The organism is Moraxella sp. K23, from assembly GCF_041154765.1.
Lineage (GTDB): Bacteria > Pseudomonadota > Gammaproteobacteria > Pseudomonadales > Moraxellaceae > Faucicola > Faucicola tetraodonis.
Genome location: NZ_AP031595.1, coordinates 1,336,052 through 1,359,011, shown reverse-complemented (window position 1 = coordinate 1,359,011; position 22,960 = coordinate 1,336,052). Strand labels below are relative to the sequence as shown.

Here is a 22,960-nt window from a genome sequence, read left to right as displayed (position 1 = left end):
TTTCGTAATGTACGAAGTAGCAAAAATTTTTATAAACGAATATTATGCCTTGTTTACTCAAATTTCACAATATGAAACACGGTTTATCATGCATCTCTACTAGCCATGCCTGTCACAGACATTTCGCGAATATTGTGTGGATAAGCGATTGAAAACAGCAAAATAAACGCTATATAAAACCCATTGTGTCAATTTTTTCCTTAATTAGAGCCCTTAATTAGAGAGTTATTATGCTATTTCAAAACGCCAAACATCCGCTTGAAATGAAAGTCACCCATTTAAATAAAGTCAAAGCCCAGCGCAAACAACAATTACAATTGCAAATGGTGGATGATAAAGGGTTAACATCACTCATCAGCCGCGCATTGACAGACTTGACGAAAAAAGACAATACCAAAAAAACCCCCTCAAAATTTGGTATGTTTAAAAATAAAACCGCCAACAAAAATTGTTTTGTGCTAGATTTTCATGGCGATATCAAAGCCACTGAAGTACAGCAACTGCGTGAAGAAATCAGCACGTTATTGACGGTCGCGCAAGCTGAAGATGAAGTCATTGTGCGCCTTGAATCCTCAGGTGGCATGGTACACGCGTATGGCCTCGCTGCCGCCCAGTTGGCACGTATCAAAGAAGCAGGGCTACACTTAACGGTTTGTATTGATAAAGTCGCCGCCAGTGGTGGCTATATGATGGCGTGTGTGGCTGATAAAATTTTGGCGGCGCCATTTGCGGTGGTGGGCTCGATTGGTGTGGTGGCACAAGTGCCTAATTTTCATGATTTATTAGAAAAACATGACATCGATGTCGAAGTATTTACCGCAGGTAAATACAAACGCACGGTAACCGTGTTTGGTGAAAATACCGAAGAAGACAAACAAAAATTCCAGCAAGAACTGGAAGAAACGCACAAACTATTTAAAGACTTTGTGCGTAAATACCGTCCAAATTTGGATGTTGAACAAGTGGCAACCGGTGAGCATTGGTACGGTGAAGATGCGATAACGCGCAATTTGGTCGATGCCCTGCAAACATCGGACAGTTATATCTTAGAAAAAATGACAAATAGCGAATTGTATGCCATTCAATCTCGCCAAAAACCGACCATCGCGCAAAAGCTAGGCATCTCGCAAGCGGCACAAGCGGTGGTAGCGACGGCGATTGATAAACTACCAGATGCGTTGGCAAAGTTAGAAAGCGCTAAAATGCCGATGGTTAAAAAATAACCGTAAGATAAAATAATAAAAACCTGTGGTGATAAAACCTGTGACAAAAACCCGTGACGAAAACCTATGAGGCTTGGCAGGTTTTTAACTTTTTAATGGCGAAACATTTGGGCGTATAACTATGAAACTATTTATGTTAAAAATCGGGGCGCGTCCCCCAGGACGACTCATTGAACAGCATGATGTGATGTTTGTGATTGCAAATAGCCTAAGTGAAACAATTGAGAGTGTCAATCAGCACTGGCCGGCAGTCAAAAACAACTGGCACTTAGACGCATGGCGAGAAGTGAAGCGGGTGGGTGATTATCAAATTTTGTTGTCGACAGATAGCTTGTCAAAGGATGGATTGTCAAAAGATAACGCGCTTGCAGATAACATATTTGCAGATGATAGGGTAGATAACAAATTAGATAGTCACGGCAAACAACTTTATTTTGTCAATTTAGGCGGTTATCTACCGGGTCAATTTGAAGAATTCCATTATAAAACACTTGTGGTAGCTGAGACGCTAGGTAAAGCAACAGCGCAAGTTAAAAAAACGGCATTTTATCAAGACTATACATTTGATAATGTGGATACCGCCAAAAGCGGCGTGGCAACCAGTCATGTAGATGATAAGTATCAACTCGACTTGGATGATATTCACTGTGTGGCCGATTTACTGCCAAAAGACGTGGCATTAACCATTCAGCCATTAACCGAGCCTGAAAAAAATCAGTTACCTGACGATGCGCTACATATTGGTTATTTAAGTCTCAAGCAAATCAAAACCATGATTGACTAACCCGTGAAGCGTTTGATGGCGTATTTTGGTGCTGTCAATCATTGCCTTTCATAAGCTTTGCCTTTATAGTAGGCTCATTTTTAACTCGCTTTTTTTAACCCCTTCTTTTTATCTACAAAAGCTCTTTATAACCAATGAAACAAGCCACCGCCCTTGATATCCTTAAAACTGGTAAAAATGTATTTTTAACAGGCTCAGCAGGGGCGGGCAAGACCTATACCATCAATCAGTATTTACATTATTTGCGCGCAAGGGATGTGGCGGTGGCGGTGACGGCAAGCACAGGTATTGCTGCTACCCACATGAACGGCATGACCATTCACAGCTGGGCAGGCATCGGTATCAGTAATGAGTTAACCGCCAAAGACATCGCCCGCATCAAAAAACGCACGGTGGTTGTGGAGCGCATTGAACGCACCAAAGTATTGGTGATTGATGAAATCTCAATGCTGCATCGACAGCAATTTGAGCTCATTAACCAAGTGCTACAAGCCATCAAAGAAAACACATTGCCGTTTGGTGGGATACAGCTATTGGTCGCCGGGGATTTTTTTCAGTTGCCGCCGATTGGTGAGCCCCATGAGAGCAACCGCGATAAATTTGCCTTTATGGCGCAAGCTTGGCTGGATGCAGATTTTCAAATTTGCTATTTATCCGAGCAGCACCGCCAAAAAACTGACAAAACAGCGGTGGCAGGCAACAGCTATTATGGTTTGGATTTAAATGCGATTTTAAATCAAATTCGTACCCAGCAGTTTACCCCCCATATCATGCCTGCTTTGACCGCTACGGCCGAGCATGTGCTAGCCGACAACCGTACCCGACTGTTTACCCATAATGTCAACGTGCAAGCCATCAATGAGCAGGAACTTGGTAAACTTACCACAGCGGCGCATACTTTTCGCGCTTGGGGAGAAGGCGATGAAAAGCTCGTAGAAACGCTAAAAAAATCCGTACGCAATACCCCAGAACTCGTGCTCAAACTTGGCGCAAAAGTGATGTTTATCAAAAACAACACCGAGCTTAATGTTTCAAATGGCACCATGGGCAAGGTAGTTGATTTTGTTGCCACCACCCTTAAACAACCAAATAAACAAACAGACGATAGCGCAGTAAAAAACAGCCCATCAAACAATCACCCATCTGAGCCGCTCGATGAACAAGCGCTAGCAGCAGATGCAAGTGCCTTGCTCGATGCCATCGAACAAGAACAACAAGCCGATATGGCAGACTTGCTGGATGAAGCCAATGGCGGTCAATCACAACAAACTCGCCCCAGGGATGAGGAGAGGGATGAGGATGATACCGCCGCGACAGGCACGGCTGATGACAAACTGTCCGAGTTACTTTACCCCTTAGTTGAACTCAATGACGGCCGCAAAGTCATCGCTGAATATGATTCATGGCGTATTGATGATGAAGAGGGTGAAATACTGGCTGCCTATTACCACATCCCCTTGACGCTAGCGTGGGCGATTACCATTCACAAAAGCCAAGGCATGACGCTGGATGCGGCAGAAGTGGATTTGTCAAAAACCTTTGAAAAAGGGCAGGGCTATGTGGCTTTATCACGGTTAAAGCAGCTATCTGGACTACAATTACTGGGCGTCAATGAATTAAGCTTACAGCTTGATCCCTTAGCGCGCGGGGCTGACCAGCGATTTCAAGCGATCAGTGCAGAGCAAGAATGTGAATTTTTGACGCGCAGTAAAAAACAGCTCAATGACCTTCATCGTGAATTTATCATTCAATGCCGGGGTACGCTGGATAAAGAAAAAATCGCTGCGTATGAAAATCGCGCCAAACAACAGCAAAAACTGATGGAAAAACGTCGCCATGCTGTACAGCAGCTGCAATCTTTGGCGGATGATGCGGCAGGCGTTATCACCCCCACGGTGCTGGAAACTAAAGCCTTGTTGGATGAAAGTTTGACCATTGCAGAAATTGCGCAAGCCCGTAATCTAGCCCAATCAACCGTGATGGGACATATCGAGAAAATTGCTGAGCATTTTCCCCGCGCTAACATAGCGCATCTACGACCTGAGGACAAATGGCTACAGCCGATTGATAAGGCGTATCAAAAAATAGCCAAACGTGATGACAAACGCGATAAAGATAACGATGGCAAAATCAAAATTCGTGCGATTGTCGAAGAGTTAAGAAACGCCTATTCTTATAATGATGTCAAACTTGCCTTGTTGTTTTTAAAACCGCATGGCAATTGAGCACTTGTCTAGTAAGGAATATCCCTGATTGAATGCTTCTACCATCAAACCTTTTAACATCGCTATTAATGGCTTTGGTCGTATTGGGCGCAACGTGTTACGTGCTTATATCGAACGGTTTTGTCAAAATCCTTTACAATTACAGCCGTTAAATATCGTCGCCATCAATGATATTGCTGAGCCAGCAACCCTGCTACATCTACTCAAATATGACAGTACCCATGGTCGATTATCGGCGGTCAGTGATATCCATGTTGAATTAAAAACAGTGGATTTGGGGGAAAAACAACAGCATTTCTTGCTATTAAGCCAAGGAGAATTTCGGCAAAAAATTGTATTGATACAGCAGCCCATTGCCAGCAAATTACCTTGGCAAAAACTGGGTATCGACATGGTGCTTGAGAGCACGGGTCATTTTCGCAGCTATGAACAGGCGTCGCAGCATATTATGGCGGGCGCCAAGCAGGTGATGATTGGGGCTGCTCCGTTTGATCATGTAGATGCCAGTATCGTAGTGGGCGTCAATGACCATGAGCTTAGCCGTGATAAAAAGATTTTATCCAGTGTGTCGTGTACCACCCAAGCGCTCGTACCTTTACTATATGTATTGCATCATGCCTATGGTATCGAATCAGCAATGATGACCGAAATCCATGCGGTGACCGCTGACCAAACTGTGCTTGACCAAGTCCACCGTGATTTGCGCCGTGCACGGGCTTCTGGGCATAACATTATCCCAACCACATCAAGTAGTATCGCTGCGGTCAATCGGGTGATGCCGCATATGGCAGGCAAGGTGAATGGGTATTCCATTCGCGTACCGACCATGGATGTCGCGGCAATTGATGTGACATTTACCTTTGACAAAGCCACGGATGTCACCGCTATCAATCAGCTGTTAAAACATGCCAGTGAACAAGATTTATTGGGTATCATGGATTACAGCGATGAGCCATTGGTGTCCAGTGACTTTATCCATGATGCGCATTCATTGGTGATTGATAGCTTACAGACCATGAGTGTGGGGCGGCAATTTAAAGTGTTTGCTTGGTATGATAATGAATGGGGCTACGCCAATCGCATGCTCGATATTTGCCAAACCTTAGCCAAACTCTAAACCTAAGCTCAGCTATAAACACTAACGAAGCTATAAAAAGAAAAAAATTATCAATTAAAAAAGGCGAAACCTAGTCAGTTTCGCCTTTTTTATGCCTAACAAAAATTAATGTCTAAAATGACGCATACCGGTGAACACCATCGCAATGCCATGTTCATCGGCTGCAGCGATGGTTTCGTCATCGCGCATGGATCCACCTGGCTGGATAATCGCCTTAATCCCCACCGCTGCGGCATTGTCAATACCATCACGGAACGGGAAGAAGGCATCTGATGCCATCACCGCACCCACAGGCGATAGACCAGCGTGCTCAGCTTTAATCGCGGCAATACGGGCTGAGTTGACACGGCTCATTTGCCCTGCGCCTACCCCAATGGTACGCCCATCTTTGGCATACACAATCGCATTGGATTTCACATATTTGGCGACTTGCCAAGTAAACAGCAAATCATCGAATTGTTGCTGAGTCGGCTGTACTTTTGTCACCACTTTTAAATCATCTAAAGTAATTAAGCCCAAATCTTGCGCTTGCACCAATAAACCACCGGTGACGCGTTTGAAATCAAACTGGGCTTGGCGCTCACTTGGGTTTGGTAATTCACCGCAGACTAACACGCGCACATTTTTCTTGGCAGATGTGACATCGAGTACACCATCGGCAATGCTTGGGGCGATAATGACTTCAACAAATTGCTGATCCACAATCGCTTTTGCTGTTTTGATATCCAGCTCACGGTTAAAGGCAATGATACCGCCAAACGCCGATTCTGGGTCAGTGGCAAAGGCTTTTTGATAAGCATGGGTTAAATCGGCATCCACGGCCACACCACAAGGATTGGCGTGTTTAACAATGACACACGCAGGCATATCAAACGATTTCACGCATTCTAACGCCGCATCGGTATCTGCGATGTTGTTGTAAGATAGTTCTTTACCTTGTAATTGTTTGGCGGTGGCAATACTGGCTTCTTTTTGACCATTTACCTGCGCTTTTTCGACATAAAAAGCGGCTTGTTGATGGGGGTTTTCACCATAGCGTAAGTCTTGCGCTTTATCCATTTGTACGTTAAAGGTACGCGGGAATTGGTCAGCCGATTCAAAGCTTTGCAGGCGATTGCCTAAAAAGTTGGCAATCATACCGTCATAATGTGCGGTATGCTCAAATGCTTTTACCGCTAAATCAAAACGGGTGGTATCACTGATGTGACCGTTTGCTGTCAGCTCACCCAAGATTGCTGCATAATCGTTGGGGCTAGTCACGATGCTGACATGGTCATGGTTTTTTGCCGCGGCACGCACCATGGTAGGGCCACCAATATCAATGTTTTCGATGGCGTCTTCTTTGGTGACATTTGGGTTGGCAACGGTTTGGGCAAATGGATAGAGATTGACAACCACCATGTCAATGCGGTCGATGCCATGTTCTTGCATAATAGCATCATCCGTGCCGCGGCGACCTAAAATACCGCCATGAATTTTTGGATGCAGGGTTTTTACCCGACCATCCATCATCTCTGCAAAACCTGTGTATTCTGCGACTTCAGTCACTGCTAAGTCATGTTGTTTGAGTAGTTTGTAGGTGCCGCCCGTGGATAGTAGACGAAAACCGTGGGTGATTAGACCTTTGGCAAAATCCACAATACCCGATTTATCAGAAACAGAGAGCAATGCATAAGCTTGATTCATAATTGACTCGACTCGTTGACAAAAAAACACTGGGTGCAGAAAAAACAAAAAGTCAGTTGTGGCGAACTGACTGATTGGCTTTCATACCCCGACTCTATTAATCCCAAAATATGGCGATATCTTATCATAAAAAAGCGGGTATTTTTATCAATTATAATAATTGGTGGGTTTTGAGTTTTTTACGCAATGTGCCGCGATTAAGTCCCAAAATCTCGGCGGTTTTGGTTTGATTGCCGCGGGTATGTTCAAGGACGACACTGATCAGCGGTTTTTCAAATTGTGACAACATAAGCTCATAAAGCTGGGTCGGTTGTTGTTCTTTTAAGTTATCGAAGTACTCTCGTACCACAAGCTCAATGTGATGAGCTAGGCTTGCGCTAGGAGAAGTTTGCGATGGGGTATGGGTAGTGTAGGGATTAGATGGGCTATCTGACATATTGGAATACTTGGCGCGATTTTGTAAAGCAACAGAATTGGGCATAACAGATTCTCAAACTAAATTTGATTACAAATTTATTGAATAATTCGTTAGTTAACAGATTAAATAAAACTTAAATATCAAGACGAATAATAAAGTTATTAGTACTTATACTAAAACAATTATGAAACTGATAGCAAGCTTAAGTTGTTTACAATATGTAAAATTCTGCGATAAATACTAGATACTAGAGGCTTGGTGTATCAATATTGGAATGAAGCTAAAAAGAAGATCAATTGAATGAAGCCAAAAAAATTTAATAAATCAGCTCAATATTAGCGGCTTGAACTTTGGTTTTTGGAAAGTCAATACGCAATTTGACGGGTTTTATTTGATGCGGCATCAAATAGTTGTTACCCGCTTCTAGATAGTCTGTAGGGGTAAGTAGCGTCTGCGCGAGTATGGTGTTGCCACTGCGTAGTGAAACCTTAACACTTGGGTAGACAATATTATTATCCGTGGTATTGGTCAGAGTAAATACCACGTCAGTCTGTCCCGCTTGTTTTGATGAAGGGGCAAGCGCTAGCATCTGCACATCAATAAGACCCGTATCAGCGATAGGCAATTGACAGGCAGGGATTTTATGGCAAATATTTGAGAGCACGGCCGCGTTTGCTTTTGAAGTGATTAGGGTGTCGATGTTAAAAATAATATATTGCGCGGCTAACAAAAAGACTAATAATAAGCTACCTAATCCCCAAATAATGCTCATATTAAAAATTTTTGCATTCGCCAATTGCTGCGAGGAAACTTGTTGTGACAAGCGTTCATCAATCTTTTGTTGATAGGCTAACAAATCTGCTTGTTGCTCACTACGAGTATCAATCGGAATTTGGTCAAAAATATCTGTGTTAAACACCCCATCCATGCTTCGCTTGGCGCCGGCTGTGTCGTCCGCTGCTTCGTTGTCATCCGCTTGTGCCATTAAGCTTAGCAGCCAAGCCTGCTCATCGCCTAACGTCTCGTTATCTTGGGCGAGGTCTATCGCTTCAACGGCGTCCTCATCGCCAATCAATACCTTGGGATTGCTATTTTTGGCTATGGGTAGTTGGTCAAAATTGTCTATAATCTCTAAGTCATCTATGGTGCTGTTTGATTTAGCATAGGCTGATTTTGTATGAGATTGTGACAAGGGATAGGGTGAGATGGGTTTAACGGGTTCATCGACAATGAGATTGCCGGCTTCATCAAGACCTGACTCATCGTCAAATAAAATCTCCTCAGATTTATCATCGATGAGCGCTGAGGGCGTCTGAGGGTTTGGGCTTGAGAGCGGATTGTTGTTAGCAAATTTTTTTTGTTCTAGCTGTTCAGTAGCTGAGAAAATGGTTTTGCAATAGGAACAACGAACGTACCCATTTTTAACGGCTAACTGTTCATCATTGATTTTAAATGCGTGTTGACAGTTTGGGCATTTAGCATTGTACAAATTCATCGCAACATCACTTCCCTTTTAGCATTTTTAATTTGCGTCTTTGATTGTTAATAATGTCGTGTGTTAAATCATTTAATGACGAATAAAAAATAAAGTCAACAAATTTCCTAGAATTTATGTTCACTAGGCTGCTAGGGAAGTTACTAGCTATGTTGTTAGGCTGTTACTAGGCTTTGACGAGCAACCTGACAGCCTTACCGCCTTGTAAGGCTTTTTATAATAATCGCGACTTGTTCTACTCGCGGCGAAAACCCGAGAGGCGATGCCAATGTCTATCTTCCTGCGCGCTAAAGGTAAATTCGCTATTCATCTCAAAATAAGGCTGATAGGCAGCTTTTACATCTTCCACTTGGTTTTCAATCAGACCGGCTAACACAATGCTACCTTGAGATTTCAATAATGTCGCAAAATAAGGGGCAAGGCTCATTAGTGGTTTGGCTAAAATATTTGCGGTTATCAAGTCCACGGGCAAAATAGCCTGCTCTTTACAATAGTCACTAAATTGCTCAGGTAAAAATGCTTGTAGTTTGTCAGCCACATGGTTGCGCTCGGCATTTTGATGGGTAGCTAATACCGCTTGGGGGTCAATATCGACCGCATACACCTGTTTTGCCCCTAGCAAAAGCGCCGCAATGCCCAAAATACCTGAGCCGCACCCATAGTCAATCACCACTTTACCTTGCAAAGGTTGTTCTGTCAGCCAATCAATGCAAAGACGGGTGGTTGCATGGTAACCTGTGCCAAATGCCAAGCCTGGATCCATGATGATGTTAATCGCATTGGGGTTCGGCGGTGACATCCATTTGGGCACAATCCAAAGTCCATTGGCACATTCAATGGGATGGTAGTTCTTCATCCACTCACGTTCCCAATCTTTGTCATCCACTCGGCTGGTCCACACGCGTGTTGCCACCACATCATTGGCGATATCTTGACTCAAAGTTTCCAGATTACAGTCGCCATCAAATAGCCCAGTCACAATCACATCATCCCACAATGGCGATTCACCGGGCAATGGTTCAAATAGCGGTTGGTCACCTGCATCATCTAAACTGATACTGAGCGCATCGGCTTCTAGCATCAAGGTTTCCGCCAGTTCGGCTTGCGATTTTTCGCATTGAATATGTAATTGCTGCCAAGGCATAAACAGTCCTTAAAAATAAAAAGTAAAATAAAAAGCTAAAGGGTATGGCTGGGTAGTATAAACGCATTCAGCCAAAAATGCGATGTGACTCAAAAATGAAAACGCCCATGTTATTGCTTGGCGCACCCAAGCCAAAACACCTAGCGGTAAGGGTAAGGACAAATAAGAAGGTTCGCCTGTTATCGTCTCTAAAACATTTCTTTGACCGATTTTTCTAACCAAGACTGCGAGCGCGGCGCCGCATTGAGTGGTTGGTTGTTATTGGTCGGGTCGCCGCCGTTATTAGGGGTATTAGGGTTAGTCTGGGTATTCCCCGTATAGCCACCCTCATTTTGGTAGGGATTGGCTGCAGGTGGGTTATTGCCAATGGTGTCTGCCTCGGTTTGTCTGCGCTCAATATTGTCATAGCGCTGTTGTTGGCTTTGTCCAAACTCACTCATTGCCTGTTGTTGCTGTGCGGCAAATCTAGCTTCTTGCTCACGTTGATAAATTTGCACCGCGCATTCACTACTATCTTGCGGTAGATTGTCAGTATCAACAGGTACATAGATGGCATTTGGACATTTTTCATGGGATAATTGTGATTTGCCGTTTTCCATCCATAGCCATTCGATATTGCCTGGCGCGATGAGATTAACTGGCGTAAGCTTTTGCTGCTTCATAAAATTCATCCACATCGGCAAAGCGCCATTACCGCCACTTAGACCTGTGGGTTTATTGTCATCTAAACCGACCCAAACAACGCTGACCACATTGCCACTATAGCCTGCAAACCACGCATCGCGATAATCATTGGTAGTCCCTGTTTTACCTGCAAGATTGAGATTGTCACCGAGCGATAGCGCCGCTTTGGCGGTACCTTGCTTGATGACCTGCTGCATGGCGTAATTGGTGAGATAGGCAGCCGTGGGGTTAATGACTTGCTGATTTTTTTGTTCCATGCCCTGAACCACTCGTCCTTGATCATCAATAATCGTGCGAATGGTATGAATTTCATGACGCAAGCCACCTGTTGCCAGCACTTGATAAATCCCCAACATATCCATGGGTGATAGATTCACCGCGCCAAGCAAGGTAGATGGATAATTAGGCAATGGACTACTGATACCCATACGGTATAATTGATTTAAAAAATTGGGAATACCGACTTCCATGCCCACACGCACCGCGGCTTGGTTATAGGAATTGGCTAAAGCACTGGTGAGGGGGATAATACCGTGACTGCCGCCACCGTAATTGCTGGGTGTCCATGTCTTACCATCGGTCATTTTTAGCACAATTGGGCTGTCATCGACACTGCTTGATAAATTGTAACGACCCTGCTCAAATGCGGTTAAGTAAATAATCGGTTTGAGTAAAGAGCCAACTTGGCGCTTGGCATCGACGGCGCGATTAAAACCGGTAAAATCACGACTACTTCCCACCACAGCGAGCAGTTCACCGTTGTTGGGATTGGCGCTGACTAGGGCAGCTTGCAAATTAGTGAGCTGTTTTGGATTACTTTTTTTTAACTGATTGACGCTTTGAATGACCGCACTGGTAGCGGTTTTTTGAACATTGGGGTCAAAACTGGTAAATATTCTTAAGCCTTCGTTTTTGAGGTCGTTGGCATCATAGGTACGGGTAAGTTCTCGTTTGACCACGTCGAGATAATCAGGAAAACGCGTTTTACCAATCACAGGATTGTAAGAAATGCTCAGTGGCTGTTGCACCGCTTCATCATATTGTTGTTGGCTGATTTTACCGGTTATCAGCATATTACTCAGCACCACGTTACGGCGTTTTAGGGCAGCATCGGGGTAGCGTAGCGGATTGTACTGGGTAGGACCTTTGGCAAGCCCTACGAGCATCGCCATTTGGTCGAGTCGAAGCTCTTTTAGCGGGCGGTTAAAGTAAAACTGCGAGGCAAGCCCAAACCCGTTAATGGAGTGATTGCCATTTTGACCTAAGTTAATCTCATTCATATAGGCTTGCAAAATCTCACTTTTGGTGTAATGCATTTCCAGCAAAATCGCCATCACCGCTTCATTGGCTTTACGTTTGATAGTGCGGTCTGAGTTGAGATAGAAGTTTTTAACCAGTTGCTGGGTGATGGTGGAGCCGCCTTGGCGTGAACCGCCCATAAAATTGCTATAAATGGCACGTCCTATCCCGCGGATAGACACGCCGTGATGCTGATAAAAACTGCGGTCTTCTGTTGCCACCAGCGCATCAATTAATGGCTGTGGATAATCATTGATGGTTAAAACGATGCGATCTTCATTGTTGTCTGGATAGATACCGCCAATAAAAATGGGCTCAACCCGCGCCACACCTGATGGATTGGGACGGGTACTTTGTAATTTTTCAATTTGGTTATCTTTGAGCGTGACCTTAATAATTTGCGATGGTTCAGTATCGTTGGCGGCAAATTTAAATTCGCGGGTATGAATATAGTACTCGCCATTTTTTTTGCTATAAGTCCCGGCATTGTCATAGTTTTTGTCAGGGGCATAGGTGAGTAAATTTAACCAATTTTCCAATTCATCATCGCTAAGGGGATTGCCCACCGTCAACGTTAACGGTTGCGAGTACACTTTTGCAGGGATATTCCAGCGTTTGCCCTCAAATTTTTGGGTGATGACATTATCTTGGCGCACCAAATATAACCCAAGCAAGACCAAGCCGACCAATACTGCCACCACAAAGATAAAGCTCAGGATAAACATCCCTTGTTGGTTTGAGCCATGCTGGAATTTAGGCGAGTTTAGGCGATTTTTAGCGGCAGAGATAACGGTTGAATTCATACAAAAATGCGTCACGATCAAGGGTATAAAAAAGTGCTTTATCATGACCCAAAATACGCCAAAATACAATGTCAACATCGTGCTATTTTGCCACGTTTATACAGGATTTTTAAACTTTAATACACGGTTTTGGAGTACAATAACAGTCATTTTTGGGTGAGTTAGGGTTTTTGCCCTAGGGGTTTTGATGATGCCAAACAATAGCCAATTTGGGGCAAAACAATCGGATAATGAACGGTCGGTTGTGACCGATGCGCCTAGCCGTACGCCTATTGAGGTAGATAGCAAATTTACTACCACATATCAAGATGTGGAGCTGGTGTTGCCAGAAGAAGGGCATTGTTTTCATTGTGGCGACCCGCTACCAAGCCCGCCATTTTTTACCCATGTATTGGGTGAAGATCGGGCGATGTGCTGTATGGGCTGTCAGCTTGCTTCGCAAAGTATCATCGAGGCGGGGCTTGAGCAATACTATCTTGACCGCAGTGAAATCAATCGTACCGCCAGTCTCCCTGATTCGTTATATCAGCTGCAAGCGTATGACCACGATGATATCAAATCGCAATTTATTTACCATCAGCAAGGGCAAAGCGTTGCTGAGCTGTCAATCAGCAATCTGCGCTGTGCTGCCTGTAGTTGGCTGATTGAAACCCAGTTGTATCGCCTTGATGGCATGGATACTTGCCAAGTCAATCTCACCAATCAACGGATGCGCGTGGTGTGGGATGAGAAAAAACTGCCGATTAGCCAAATTTTGGCAAATGTGCAAGCCATTGGCTATGATGCCAAACCCTATCGGCAAGATACCCATGAAGCGATGCTCAAGCGAGATAATCGCCGTATGTTGTTTCAACTGGGCATTGCGGCATTGGGTGCCATGCAAGCGATGATGTTTGCAGTGGCGCTATATTTTGGGGAATATTCAGGTATCGGCGTCAACGATCGGCAATTTTTACGCTGGGTATCGCTGTTTGTTAGTATTCCTGTGTTTTTGATTGCAGGGTTGCCATTTTTTCAATCGGCATGGTCAGCGATTAAAGCCCGCCAAGTCAATATGGATGTGCCGATTAGTATCGCCATTGTCATTACCTTTTTGGCAAGTTTATATGCGACATTGACCAGCACAGGCGAGACTTATTATGACTCGGTTAGTATGCTGATATTTTTCTTATTGGCGGGTAAATTTGTCGAGCACAATGCCAGGCTAAAAGCTGCCAATTTAGCCAATGATTTGGTAGTCGTCGAGCCTGTGTTGGTGGCAAAGCTGGGTCATGAAGCGCCGTTAGCGCTAGAGAATATGGATGTCTCACAAGTGACGCTGTATGCCAATCAATATAAAGACCTTTTTTATCAGTCACTGAGTGTAGACCCTGCCAACAGGGGTGATAATGAGCAAATGGTTTCGGCCCAGTCGCTAAAAGTTGGTGATATTGTCCGCATTGATGCCGGTAGCAGTATCATCAGTGATGGTGTTTTGCTGTCAGATAGTGCCACGGTGTCCGAAAGTTTATTGACCGGGGAGAGTGATTTAATCGTCAAACGCTTGGGCGATAGCATTGTGGGCGGTAGCCAAAATGACAGTCAGCCGTTTGTGATGCAAATCACCACATTACCCAATGACAGCCAAATGGGCGTGATTGATAGGCTAGTGAATCGCTCACTCAGTGAAAAGCCACAAATCGCCTTAAAAGCAGACAAACTGGCGCGCTGGTTTGTTGCGCGGGTACTGGTGATTGCCAGTATGGTGTTTTTGGCATGGTATTTTATTGAGCCGAGTCATGCCATTTGGGCAACGGTTGCCGTATTGGTCGCTACTTGCCCCTGTGCCTTGTCATTGGCCACACCCATCGCATTAACCGTTTCTACCAATCGATTAGCAAGCCTGGGGTTTTTGGCGACGCGCGGGCATACCATTACCACACTCGCTGAAGTCACCCATGTAGCGTTTGATAAAACCGGTACATTGACGTACGGTCAACCCAACTTGATGGCGATTGAAACGCTGGATGTACCGTATAGTGTTAAACAAAATCCGTCAGTGGATTTTACTGAAGATGACACCAAAAACCAAGACGAGATAAAAAACCATTTTTTAAGTATTGCAGCGAGCCTTGAAGTGGGTAGTCGTCACCCTATTGCCCATGCGTTATTGACAATGACTCGGCAAATGCATTTGCCCGCTACCAGCGATTTGGTACACATTCCGGGGGGCGGTCTGCAGGCCACGATTGATGGGCTAAGTTACCGTCTAGGTCATCATGGTTTTGCAGTTCAATCAGGATTAGACGATGGGTTGCTGCCAAATCTGACCAAACACCAAGCCAGCACCAGTGTGACCTTATCAAGACAAGATAGCCTAAGCAAAAAATGGCAACCACTGGCGCATTTTTATTTTCATGATAAAGTCCGAGAAGGCGCCTTAGCTACCATTAAACATCTCAAAGACCAAGGCGCGCAGGTGCTGATGCTCACCGGTGACCCTAGTGCTCAGGCGTTTGAGGTAGCGCGCGAGCTTGGTATTGACACGGTTTATAAAGGTCTTACCCCAAATGATAAAGTACAACATTTAAAAGCGCTGCAGCAGCAAGGACATATCGTGCAAATGGTCGGTGATGGGGTCAATGATGCGCCGGTACTTGCCGCTGCCAATGTCTCAACCGCCATGGCAGGGGCGGCAGATTTGGCGCAAGTCTCCAGTGACTCTTTGGTACTCAATGGTGAAATCCAAGCCGTGGCAAAAGCACGTGAAGTGGCGTTCAAGACCGATCGCATTATTGCCCAAAACTTCAAATGGGCGCTCGGGTATAACTTTATCGTACTGATACCGGCTGCGTTAGGCTATGTGCCGCCTTGGTTGGCTGCGATTGGTATGTCATTGAGCTCACTGTTTGTGGTGCTCAATGCCTTACGTCTCAAACGCGCTTAACGGCGCAATTTAACAAAGCTTTATGCTTTTGGCTTACTAAAATCATACGCCGTGACTATTTGCGCGTTTTTGGCAAAATCGATGAAATAATAGAAGTATTTATCATTCTCATCAATCACCCGATCGCCGTTGGTATCAGCTTGGGTTGAGAAGTAAAAACGCTTGCTCTCAGGCAGCCATTTATAATGTTTAAAATATTGATTATTGGGCGTGAGTTTCAATAAATTTTTGCCATTTAAATCGCTTAAATACAAGGTAAGCTGCTGATCGAGATTGGTTTTATTGTCATCATCATCAGCTATCTCTTTGACTTCATAGATAAAATAGCCTAAGAGTAAGGTATTGCCGACTTTGACTGCCAATGGGCTGGTTGCTTCTTTCGCAGCTTGCGGTTGGGTAGGTGCAGTTTGCGTCATGGCAGCTTTTTTCTGCGCTGTTTTGTCATCTGGGCTTAAATCTACCAAGGGCGTGTGCACCGCTCTTATCACAAAGTTATCTTGTGGAAACAGCCGGTGTACTTGCCCGGTTTTTAACTCTTCAAACACAATATTGTAAACACTGCTTTGAAAATCATAGGGTGCAACTTCTTGAAAGTAGCTGACAGGTGATTTTTTAGCATCACTGGCATCGCTGTCATATTTGCGATTGATGGGCACTGACGGAATAATCGGATGCAGTAGGCTTGGCACACCTGCCAAGTACAAAGGAAAATCCATGCGTTTTAACCCGACTGTGGCAGGTGGGATACTGGCTGGGGTTTGGGCAATGATGACTTCAGGTACGTTAGACGGTGAAGGGGCAGTGTCGCTGGCTTGGTTAGTTGTCTCGGGGGTGGGTTGGCAGGCGGTAAGTCCCAACCCTAGCCCCATAGCGCTCAAGGTACTCAAAGTGATATGTAATGGTCTAAAAAAATTCACATCACGCCATTGGTTCACAAAAGACATAAGAGTCTCCATTACAAAGATAATCAAATATACTACTAAAATGATAAGACATGTACAATCTTTGGTTATATCATCGCATTCAGCGCTATAATGGCATTGACTGTTTTTGCCTTGAGTGTTTTAAAAAGTAAATAAGAAAGGTAAGTAAATTTGAAATAACCCGACACGGGGCAAAAGGCGCGTGAGTAGCTATTTCATAAATTTAGGTTATAATAGTCAAAATTTAGTTAGACGCTTGAATTTTTTGCTTTTAAACTTTTAAACTTTTAAGCATAGAGCGGCTAACTGGGCAGCACTATTTGTATAGTGGTTTATGATTTATTTTCAAAAAGCGATATCTTACTGATTGCGAGTGCATGAATGTCGGAACAATTAAGTCTAAACTTAAATATCAAGCAGTCCGCGAGTATCAGTGACTTTAGTGGTCCAGGCTGGGTATCCATCATCGATGTGGTGCGCCAAATGCATGTAGGGCTATTGACGCAGCTATATCTATACGGCGAGCGCGATACAGGTAAAACCCATCTACTCAACGCTATCTGCGAATCCTTTCGTGATATCGACCAATCTGTTATTTATCTATCGCTGCGTGAACTGATAAACGCCAATATGGATGCCATGGTGTTGTCATCGCTAGAGAATACCACAGTGATTGCGCTTGATGATATGGATGAAATTCAAGGTCATCCTGAGTGGCAAGAAGCAGTTTTTCATCTGATTAATTTATCGCAAGAATACGGTAATAAAATTATTTTTGCCAGTCGGTTGCCGGTCAAGGCGTTAAATTTTGAGCTGCGAGATTTGCTATCAAGGCTTGCGCGAGCCGCAACTTTTCAGTTGCCAACGGGCAGTGATAAGCTTGATAGACAGCTGATTTTGGAATCGGTATTACGCCGTCGTCATTGGCACTTTGACCCGCGCATTATTGACTATTTGCTCAACGAAGGCCCACACCGCATCGGTGCGATGTTGGCAGTGTTAAACGAATTGCAGCCATTGTTTTCCAACATGGAACGCACCCCATTAAACAAAGTGACCAAAGCCAAAATTCAAGATGCGATGAACATCATTGATAATTTAACGCTCAATTTTGAATTGGCGGACTTTGATGAAATTGCAGAAAATGAGAATTTTTTAGATTTTTGACCGGGTTTGTCATAGGAATTGCGTGATAAATGGGTTAGAATCCATTAACAGTTTGATGTAAAACAACAGGATATCCTATGAATAAACAGTACTTATGGACGGCTGCCGCGTTGACTGCGGGCGTGTTAGCAACCACACAAACATTTGCCCAAGTCACCTTGAATGTTGCTGATAATACCGTGGTGACCGCCATTAATGGTCAAGAAGTCAAAAACGGCTTGCTTTCAAAACCGCAAAAAACCTACAAACTTGAGCCAGGCAAACATGTAATTACTGCCAAGTACAATCGGTTGTACGAGCTGCGCGGTGACAATCACGATGTGTTACGTTCAAGCAATATTAGCGTTCCAGTAGAGCTTGCCGACAATCAAACGTATGTGTTGGATATGCTAGGTCAACCAGAAGACTATAATGCCGCCAAAGAATATGTCAAACAACCCACACTAGCGGTGCTACAAGGCAAGCAAGTTATTGCAAGTCAGCAAGCTACATCCAGCAGTAGTTCAAGCATTTTTAGCGGCTTGGGTAATGCGTTAGGCGGTGTGTTTGGTGGTAGCTCAAAAGCGGTTGAAGCCAATCAACAAACCATCAATGCCTTAGGACAATCAGGGGGCGCGATTCCCGCAATCAATCAATCTGGCAATCAACCTGTTGCGACCACGGTCAGTTCATCGGATAGTCTCGATCAATTTATGCAGTTATGGTTAAGAGCAACGCCAGCAGAGCGTGATAAAATCCGTCAGTGGGTGCAAAAATAATCACCCCATGCGCCCCCATGCGCCAAAAAAACGATGCCAAGTGCATCGTTTTTTATGGTCATTTAACATTACTTGCTTTTACCATTAGTTAATAGATAAAACAGACTGTACTTCAAGTTTATCGAGGGCTGGCTGGTTGATTTGTAGTTGCTGGATGCGAATACCTTGTTGTTCAAACTGATTAAATATATTGGTGATTACGCTCGCCTGCGCGTGACTAAAAGCAACTTGGATAGTATTGCCATTCTCGACCACTTGCGCATTGACAATACCTGATTGGCTAAGTATTTGTTTGATAGCATCGGCTTGACTGACTTGTTGGGTTTGGTTGGGATTGATGTTACCTGCTTGACTGCGTAGCCAAAACACATCTGCCATGGTGTCATCGTATTTTTTTTGTGCTTGGTTGGCTTGGCTATGCAGCGTCCAACCACCGACACCGACCACAAAAAAAAGCAAGAACATTGCCAATATCAGCAGCGCAATCTGATCACGACGTGATAAATTTTGAAAGGCATGAGCCAAAGGCGTGGTTAGTTTTTGCAGGGATTGGCTCAGTGAGGCTTGCAGTTTCATAAATTCATCTCAGTCGTAGGTTTATTCTGCCAATTCAATATCTATCATGGCAAGGGTACTGCCAGCAGAAGTTGGCGCCACTGCACTGGAAACCGCACTGGCAGTATTGGAAGACATTGCAGCGGGTATCGCGGCATCCACAGACCCTAGCTTGGCTTTTATGCCTTTGTTTACCATGTCATTGACGGCTTTGTTTAATGAATCGGCGCTTGATGATAACAGCTGCAGTTGTAAGTGATTATTTTGAAAATTAAGCTGCTTAGCAGTCAGTTGGTATTGCTGCAATACCGGCTGTATTGACGATAATGTCTCAAGTACGCTTGGCGTGGCTGATTGCTGGGTGGTTAATTTGCCAGATAACTGTCGTTGTAGGGTGAGTTTGCTACTAAGCGGCTCATTGGGGAACCACTGGGCATATTGCTGAGCTAGCAAAGTTGCGGCTTGTTTTTGCGCTTGGTTGTAATAATACCAACGAAGTGCATCGACCACAAAGGCTGTCAGCAGGGCACAAACTGTGATTAGGGCGATGACTTTGGCATAAGGCGCAAGCGTCGTTTTACCTTTGATTGTCGCAAAGTTAAAAAAATGTCTGACCGGGTCTTTGATTGGGGTAGGCAACAACTCAGACGATGCAATGGATAAATTAGGCATACTGGCTAACTGCTGGGCAACGGTTTCATCGTGAAAACCCGTTAAATATAGCGTTTCTAGCATGGGTAATTTGGTGAGTACCAGCGGTAAAAAACTAACCGCCATGCCGTGATAAGTATGTAGTTTTAATAACTGGGTATCTGCATCTTGGTAGTAGACCGCGCTTGTGGTAGGTATAGCCCTAGTATTCATACTAGTATCTATTCTATTATCTATGGTCGGTAGCAATAAAAAATCTGGCAATAAAGCGACTATCTCAATACCCGCCAACGAGGCAGCATTGATCCATGAATGAATATCGGCAGCATGAAGCCCAAACAACGCGGGTAACTCGCTATTGCTGACCGTTGGCTGAATTTTGACTTGTAAATCGTCTACCGACCCAATGCTGATATCTTCAAATAAATAGCGTCTGCCGGTGTCGCCCAAAGCGTTGAGCTGGCTTGCTGAAAGGGTAGGCTGGATTGTTAATAAACTGACACTAGGAAAATAGAGACAGGCTTGTAGCTTGGCTGATTGCGTGGTTTGCAGATTAGCAAGGGTCGCAAGCGTTTGCCAATCGTCAGCCGTTTGCCAAGTCTGGGTGGTTTGTTGCCATAAACGTAAGGCAGCATGCTGAGTTGGCAACCAAATATGAATCACAGAAGTGTCCTACACAAAATTGACAAATTAAATCACCTAACAGGTGGGAACAAAGCGTTTAATCTCAGCGGCAAGACTGGGTGCCAATATACCCATATCATACACACGCGCTTCAGCCAGCGCAAAACCCTCTAGGGGTTCATCCGTGAGAATATGGGCAATTTTAGCAATGATATTCATATGACAAACCACCACCATGCAGTCGCCAACCAATTCGCCTAGCGCATCCACTGCGATGTCTGCATCGTTATCAGGGGTGATGCCCTCATACGTGGTCACAGGCACATGGGGAAAAAATTGCTGGATTTTGGCAAGGGTTTGCTGGGCGCGGTTGTAAGGACTGACGATAAAATGATCGGGCTCAAAGTTTTCGGCAAGCCATGCTGCGGTCTGTGAAGCTTGGGCTTGACCCAGTGCTGATAAATTTCTTTCATGGTCTGGCAGGGTATAAGCGCCTGCATCGCCATGACGAACTAAAATTAATTGCATGTATCTACCTAAAAATATTTAAAGTTATGTTTGTTAGTTATGCTTTGGCTGCACTTGATGCGGCATGACAAATTCCACATCACTTCTAAATCCTGCTTCCATTAAGTTTAACGCAACCCCAAGCGGCGCTTTGTCTTCATAGATAATATCGTGCAAGGCATGGGTAATTGGCATATAAATACCCGCTTTCATGGCTTTTTCATTCACCTGCTGGATAGTATTAATCCCTTCAGCGGTTTGCCCCAGTTTTTTGATGGCTTGGTCAAGGCTCATGCCACGCCCTAGCATATTACCAATCTGGTAGTTACGGCTTAAGGTCGATGAGCAAGTTGCATACAAATCACCCACGCCCGACAACCCCAAAAAGGTCAGCGGATTAGCCCCCGCTTGGACACCAAATCGGCTCATCTCCGCCAATGCGCGGGTTAATATCATGGCTTTGGTGTTTTCCCCGATGTCATAGGCAGCGGCCATGCCCATGGCAATGGCATAAATATTTTTAAGCGCGCCGCCAAGCTCCACGCCAATTAAATCATCACTGGCAAACACGCGAAAAAATGCACTGTGCAGCGCTGTCTGCACGGCAAGCCGTAGCGCTGCAGATTGGCTGGCAATCACGGTGGCAGACGGCATATTATTCATGATTTCTTTGGCGAGATTGGGACCGCTCATCACGCCAAAAGCCACATTGGGTAATTCATCTGCGATCACATCACTCATTAGCGCAAAGGTATCTTTTTCCATACCTTTGGTTAAAGACACGATAGCTTGAGCGCTGATAAAAGGCGCAATTTTTTGTAAGGTTTCGCGAAAAGCAGCGCTAGGCACTGCCACAAAAATCAAATCTTTACCTTTGACGGCTGCTTGCAAATCATGGGTAAATTGCAGGCGCTCATCGAGCTTATGGTCGGGCAAATATTTTTTGTTGATATGGGTTTTTTGCATCGATTTGACGCTGCGCTTATCGCGTACCCAAAGCGTGACGTCGCAGCCATTTTTGGACGATAGATTTGCCATTGCCGTACCAAAACTACCACCGCCCAGCACGGCAATTTTGAGGGGCGCAGGCTCGTTGGCGAGCTGATTGTCTAAGTCTGTCTCTACGTCTAAGTCTTTCTCTAATAGCGCTGTGGTGTCAGGTTTAGACTTTTTGACCGCTTTTTCAATGACGTCGGCAAACAGCTTACTGGCTTTTTCACGATTGACATTCAGCTTTTCTAAATTTTCACTTAGATTGGTTGCTAACTGGGGTTTTTTCATTGAAAATCCTTGAATCCACTTGTCCTGCAAATACTGACAACAGGGCACCCTTTACATGAGCAAAATATAAAAACGGCTAGCTTAGCCGTTAGTTTGTGCCATTATCATAAACAATAAATGGTGTGACGTCTATCTTAGAACGCGGCGGGATGGTCGACACGGCTGTGCCAACATAGACAAAAGCAATGACTTGGTTATCAGCGGTTACATTAAACAGTTGTTTGATTGCAGGCGCATTGGCAAGTGGACCGGTGCGCCATACGGTGGCAAACCCTTGTGCCGACAAGGCGAGCAGTAGATTTTGCACCGCACAACTACTTGCTGCTATTTGTTCCCAATGGGGGACTTTATCATGGGGTTTAAAATCGGTGACACACGCGATAATCATCGGCGCACGCAGTGGCATGTTTTCGGCTTTGTTGAGGGTTTTCTCGTCGGTTTCACCTTGTGCCATCGCCGCATTTTTTAACGCCGTGCCTAAGTTGTTGAGCGCTTGGTTTTCAAGTACAATAAAACGGTACGGGTTTAAATCCTTGTGATCGGGGGCAGATAGGGCGACTTCAATCGCTTGTTCGACTTGCTCGCGGTTGGGGGCAGGGGCGACAAGGTTGCCGATTGAACGACGTGATTTGATAAAGTCTAAAATTTCTTGCGTTTGCATTTTGATTTCCTTGTTTCTTAAAGATTAGA

Annotated in this window: 18 protein-coding genes; 7 read left to right on the top strand and 11 right to left on the bottom strand. The window is 44.6% G+C overall.

Annotated features, from left to right (window positions below; genetic code table 11):
• Positions 1-230 precede the first annotated feature (230 nt).
• From sohB to ACAM37_RS05890, 4 genes are all read left to right on the top strand, one after another.
• Positions 231-1,223: a protease SohB gene (gene sohB / locus ACAM37_RS05905; RefSeq protein WP_369625723.1), complete on the top strand. Its 993-nt coding sequence runs from the start codon at positions 231-233 to the stop codon at positions 1,221-1,223.
• 121 nt (positions 1,224-1,344) lie between these two features.
• On the top strand, positions 1,345-2,007 hold the full coding sequence (locus ACAM37_RS05900; protein WP_219331126.1) for a DUF1543 domain-containing protein: 663 nt from the start codon (positions 1,345-1,347) through the stop codon (positions 2,005-2,007).
• Between the two features lie 134 nt (positions 2,008-2,141).
• Entirely contained in the window at positions 2,142-4,232 is a 2,091-nt protein-coding gene (locus ACAM37_RS05895) for an AAA family ATPase (protein WP_369625722.1), read from the top strand.
• A gap of 28 nt (positions 4,233-4,260) precedes the next feature.
• Complete coding sequence (locus tag ACAM37_RS05890; RefSeq protein WP_369625721.1) at positions 4,261-5,349, top strand: type I glyceraldehyde-3-phosphate dehydrogenase; 1,089 nt, start codon at positions 4,261-4,263, stop codon at positions 5,347-5,349.
• A gap of 105 nt (positions 5,350-5,454) precedes the next feature.
• On the opposite strand, the gene purH is transcribed toward ACAM37_RS05890, so the two are convergent.
• The 5 genes from purH to mrcB all read right to left on the bottom strand — a co-directional run bounded on the left by purH (position 5,455) and on the right by mrcB (position 12,878).
• A complete protein-coding gene (gene purH, locus ACAM37_RS05885; protein ID WP_369625720.1) occupies positions 5,455-7,035 on the bottom strand; it encodes a bifunctional phosphoribosylaminoimidazolecarboxamide formyltransferase/IMP cyclohydrolase in 1,581 nt (526 codons plus the stop codon).
• A gap of 151 nt (positions 7,036-7,186) precedes the next feature.
• A complete protein-coding gene (locus tag ACAM37_RS05880; protein WP_286130508.1) occupies positions 7,187-7,516 on the bottom strand; it encodes a helix-turn-helix domain-containing protein in 330 nt (109 codons plus the stop codon).
• Positions 7,517-7,769: 253 nt separating this feature from the next.
• Positions 7,770-8,948 carry a DUF3426 domain-containing protein gene (locus ACAM37_RS05875; protein WP_369625719.1) on the bottom strand — a complete coding sequence of 393 codons (1,179 nt, stop codon included), beginning with the start codon at positions 8,946-8,948 and terminating at the stop codon, positions 7,770-7,772.
• A 235-nt stretch (positions 8,949-9,183) separates the two neighbouring features.
• A complete protein-coding gene (gene prmA / locus ACAM37_RS05870; RefSeq protein ID WP_369625718.1) occupies positions 9,184-10,092 on the bottom strand; it encodes a 50S ribosomal protein L11 methyltransferase in 909 nt (302 codons plus the stop codon).
• Between the two features lie 188 nt (positions 10,093-10,280).
• Positions 10,281-12,878, bottom strand: coding sequence for a penicillin-binding protein 1B (gene mrcB / locus ACAM37_RS05865; RefSeq protein ID WP_369625717.1), 2,598 nt, complete (start codon positions 12,876-12,878; stop codon positions 10,281-10,283).
• 187 nt (positions 12,879-13,065) lie between these two features.
• On the opposite strand from mrcB, the gene ACAM37_RS05860 reads away from it, so the two are divergent.
• Entirely contained in the window at positions 13,066-15,804 is a 2,739-nt protein-coding gene (locus ACAM37_RS05860) for a heavy metal translocating P-type ATPase (protein WP_369625716.1), read from the top strand.
• A 20-nt stretch (positions 15,805-15,824) separates the two neighbouring features.
• Here the strand turns inward: ACAM37_RS05860 and ACAM37_RS05855 are convergent, their stop codons facing one another.
• Complete coding sequence (locus tag ACAM37_RS05855; protein ID WP_369625715.1) at positions 15,825-16,748, bottom strand: hypothetical protein; 924 nt, start codon at positions 16,746-16,748, stop codon at positions 15,825-15,827.
• 360 nt (positions 16,749-17,108) lie between these two features.
• Here ACAM37_RS05855 and ACAM37_RS05850 point away from each other — a divergent pair, with 360 nt between their 5' ends.
• Both ACAM37_RS05850 and ACAM37_RS05845 read left to right on the top strand, forming a co-directional pair.
• A complete protein-coding gene (locus ACAM37_RS05850; protein WP_312275777.1) occupies positions 17,109-17,894 on the top strand; it encodes a DnaA ATPase domain-containing protein in 786 nt (261 codons plus the stop codon).
• A gap of 77 nt (positions 17,895-17,971) precedes the next feature.
• A complete protein-coding gene (locus ACAM37_RS05845; protein ID WP_369625714.1) occupies positions 17,972-18,652 on the top strand; it encodes a DUF2057 family protein in 681 nt (226 codons plus the stop codon).
• Between the two features lie 84 nt (positions 18,653-18,736).
• Here ACAM37_RS05845 and gspM read toward each other — a convergent pair whose 3' ends face one another.
• From gspM to ACAM37_RS05820, 5 genes are all read right to left on the bottom strand, one after another.
• Complete coding sequence (gene gspM / locus ACAM37_RS05840) at positions 18,737-19,228, bottom strand: type II secretion system protein GspM (protein WP_312533365.1); 492 nt, start codon at positions 19,226-19,228, stop codon at positions 18,737-18,739.
• A gap of 21 nt (positions 19,229-19,249) precedes the next feature.
• Positions 19,250-20,521 (bottom strand): type II secretion system protein GspL, encoded by a 1,272-nt coding sequence (gspL, locus tag ACAM37_RS05835; RefSeq protein ID WP_369625713.1) that lies wholly within the window; start codon positions 20,519-20,521, stop codon positions 19,250-19,252.
• A gap of 36 nt (positions 20,522-20,557) precedes the next feature.
• Positions 20,558-21,010, bottom strand: a complete 453-nt coding sequence (gene sixA / locus ACAM37_RS05830) for a phosphohistidine phosphatase SixA (protein ID WP_369625712.1) — start codon at positions 21,008-21,010, stop codon at positions 20,558-20,560.
• 33 nt (positions 21,011-21,043) lie between these two features.
• A complete protein-coding gene (locus tag ACAM37_RS05825) occupies positions 21,044-22,270 on the bottom strand; it encodes an NAD(P)H-dependent glycerol-3-phosphate dehydrogenase (RefSeq protein ID WP_369625711.1) in 1,227 nt (408 codons plus the stop codon).
• Between the two features lie 88 nt (positions 22,271-22,358).
• Positions 22,359-22,931, bottom strand: coding sequence for a nitroreductase family protein (locus ACAM37_RS05820; protein ID WP_369625710.1), 573 nt, complete (start codon positions 22,929-22,931; stop codon positions 22,359-22,361).
• Between the last annotated feature and the right edge of the window lie 29 nt (positions 22,932-22,960).

Coding starts and splice junctions, on each gene's coding strand:
- ACAM37_RS05860 (WP_369625716.1), top strand. CDS start 13,066: ATGATGCCAAACAATAGCCAATTTGGGGCAAAACAATCGGATAATGAA.
- ACAM37_RS05880 (WP_286130508.1), bottom strand. CDS start 7,516: ATGCCCAATTCTGTTGCTTTACAAAATCGCGCCAAGTATTCCAATATG.
- ACAM37_RS05825 (WP_369625711.1), bottom strand. CDS start 22,270: ATGAAAAAACCCCAGTTAGCAACCAATCTAAGTGAAAATTTAGAAAAG.
- ACAM37_RS05895 (WP_369625722.1), top strand. CDS start 2,142: ATGAAACAAGCCACCGCCCTTGATATCCTTAAAACTGGTAAAAATGTA.
- mrcB (WP_369625717.1), bottom strand. CDS start 12,878: ATGAATTCAACCGTTATCTCTGCCGCTAAAAATCGCCTAAACTCGCCT.
- ACAM37_RS05820 (WP_369625710.1), bottom strand. CDS start 22,931: ATGCAAACGCAAGAAATTTTAGACTTTATCAAATCACGTCGTTCAATC.
- sohB (WP_369625723.1), top strand. CDS start 231: ATGCTATTTCAAAACGCCAAACATCCGCTTGAAATGAAAGTCACCCAT.
- gspM (WP_312533365.1), bottom strand. CDS start 19,228: ATGAAACTGCAAGCCTCACTGAGCCAATCCCTGCAAAAACTAACCACG.
- ACAM37_RS05850 (WP_312275777.1), top strand. CDS start 17,109: ATGTCGGAACAATTAAGTCTAAACTTAAATATCAAGCAGTCCGCGAGT.
- purH (WP_369625720.1), bottom strand. CDS start 7,035: ATGAATCAAGCTTATGCATTGCTCTCTGTTTCTGATAAATCGGGTATT.
- ACAM37_RS05875 (WP_369625719.1), bottom strand. CDS start 8,948: ATGAATTTGTACAATGCTAAATGCCCAAACTGTCAACACGCATTTAAA.
- ACAM37_RS05900 (WP_219331126.1), top strand. CDS start 1,345: ATGAAACTATTTATGTTAAAAATCGGGGCGCGTCCCCCAGGACGACTC.
- ACAM37_RS05855 (WP_369625715.1), bottom strand. CDS start 16,748: ATGTCTTTTGTGAACCAATGGCGTGATGTGAATTTTTTTAGACCATTA.
- prmA (WP_369625718.1), bottom strand. CDS start 10,092: ATGCCTTGGCAGCAATTACATATTCAATGCGAAAAATCGCAAGCCGAA.
- sixA (WP_369625712.1), bottom strand. CDS start 21,010: ATGCAATTAATTTTAGTTCGTCATGGCGATGCAGGCGCTTATACCCTG.
- ACAM37_RS05845 (WP_369625714.1), top strand. CDS start 17,972: ATGAATAAACAGTACTTATGGACGGCTGCCGCGTTGACTGCGGGCGTG.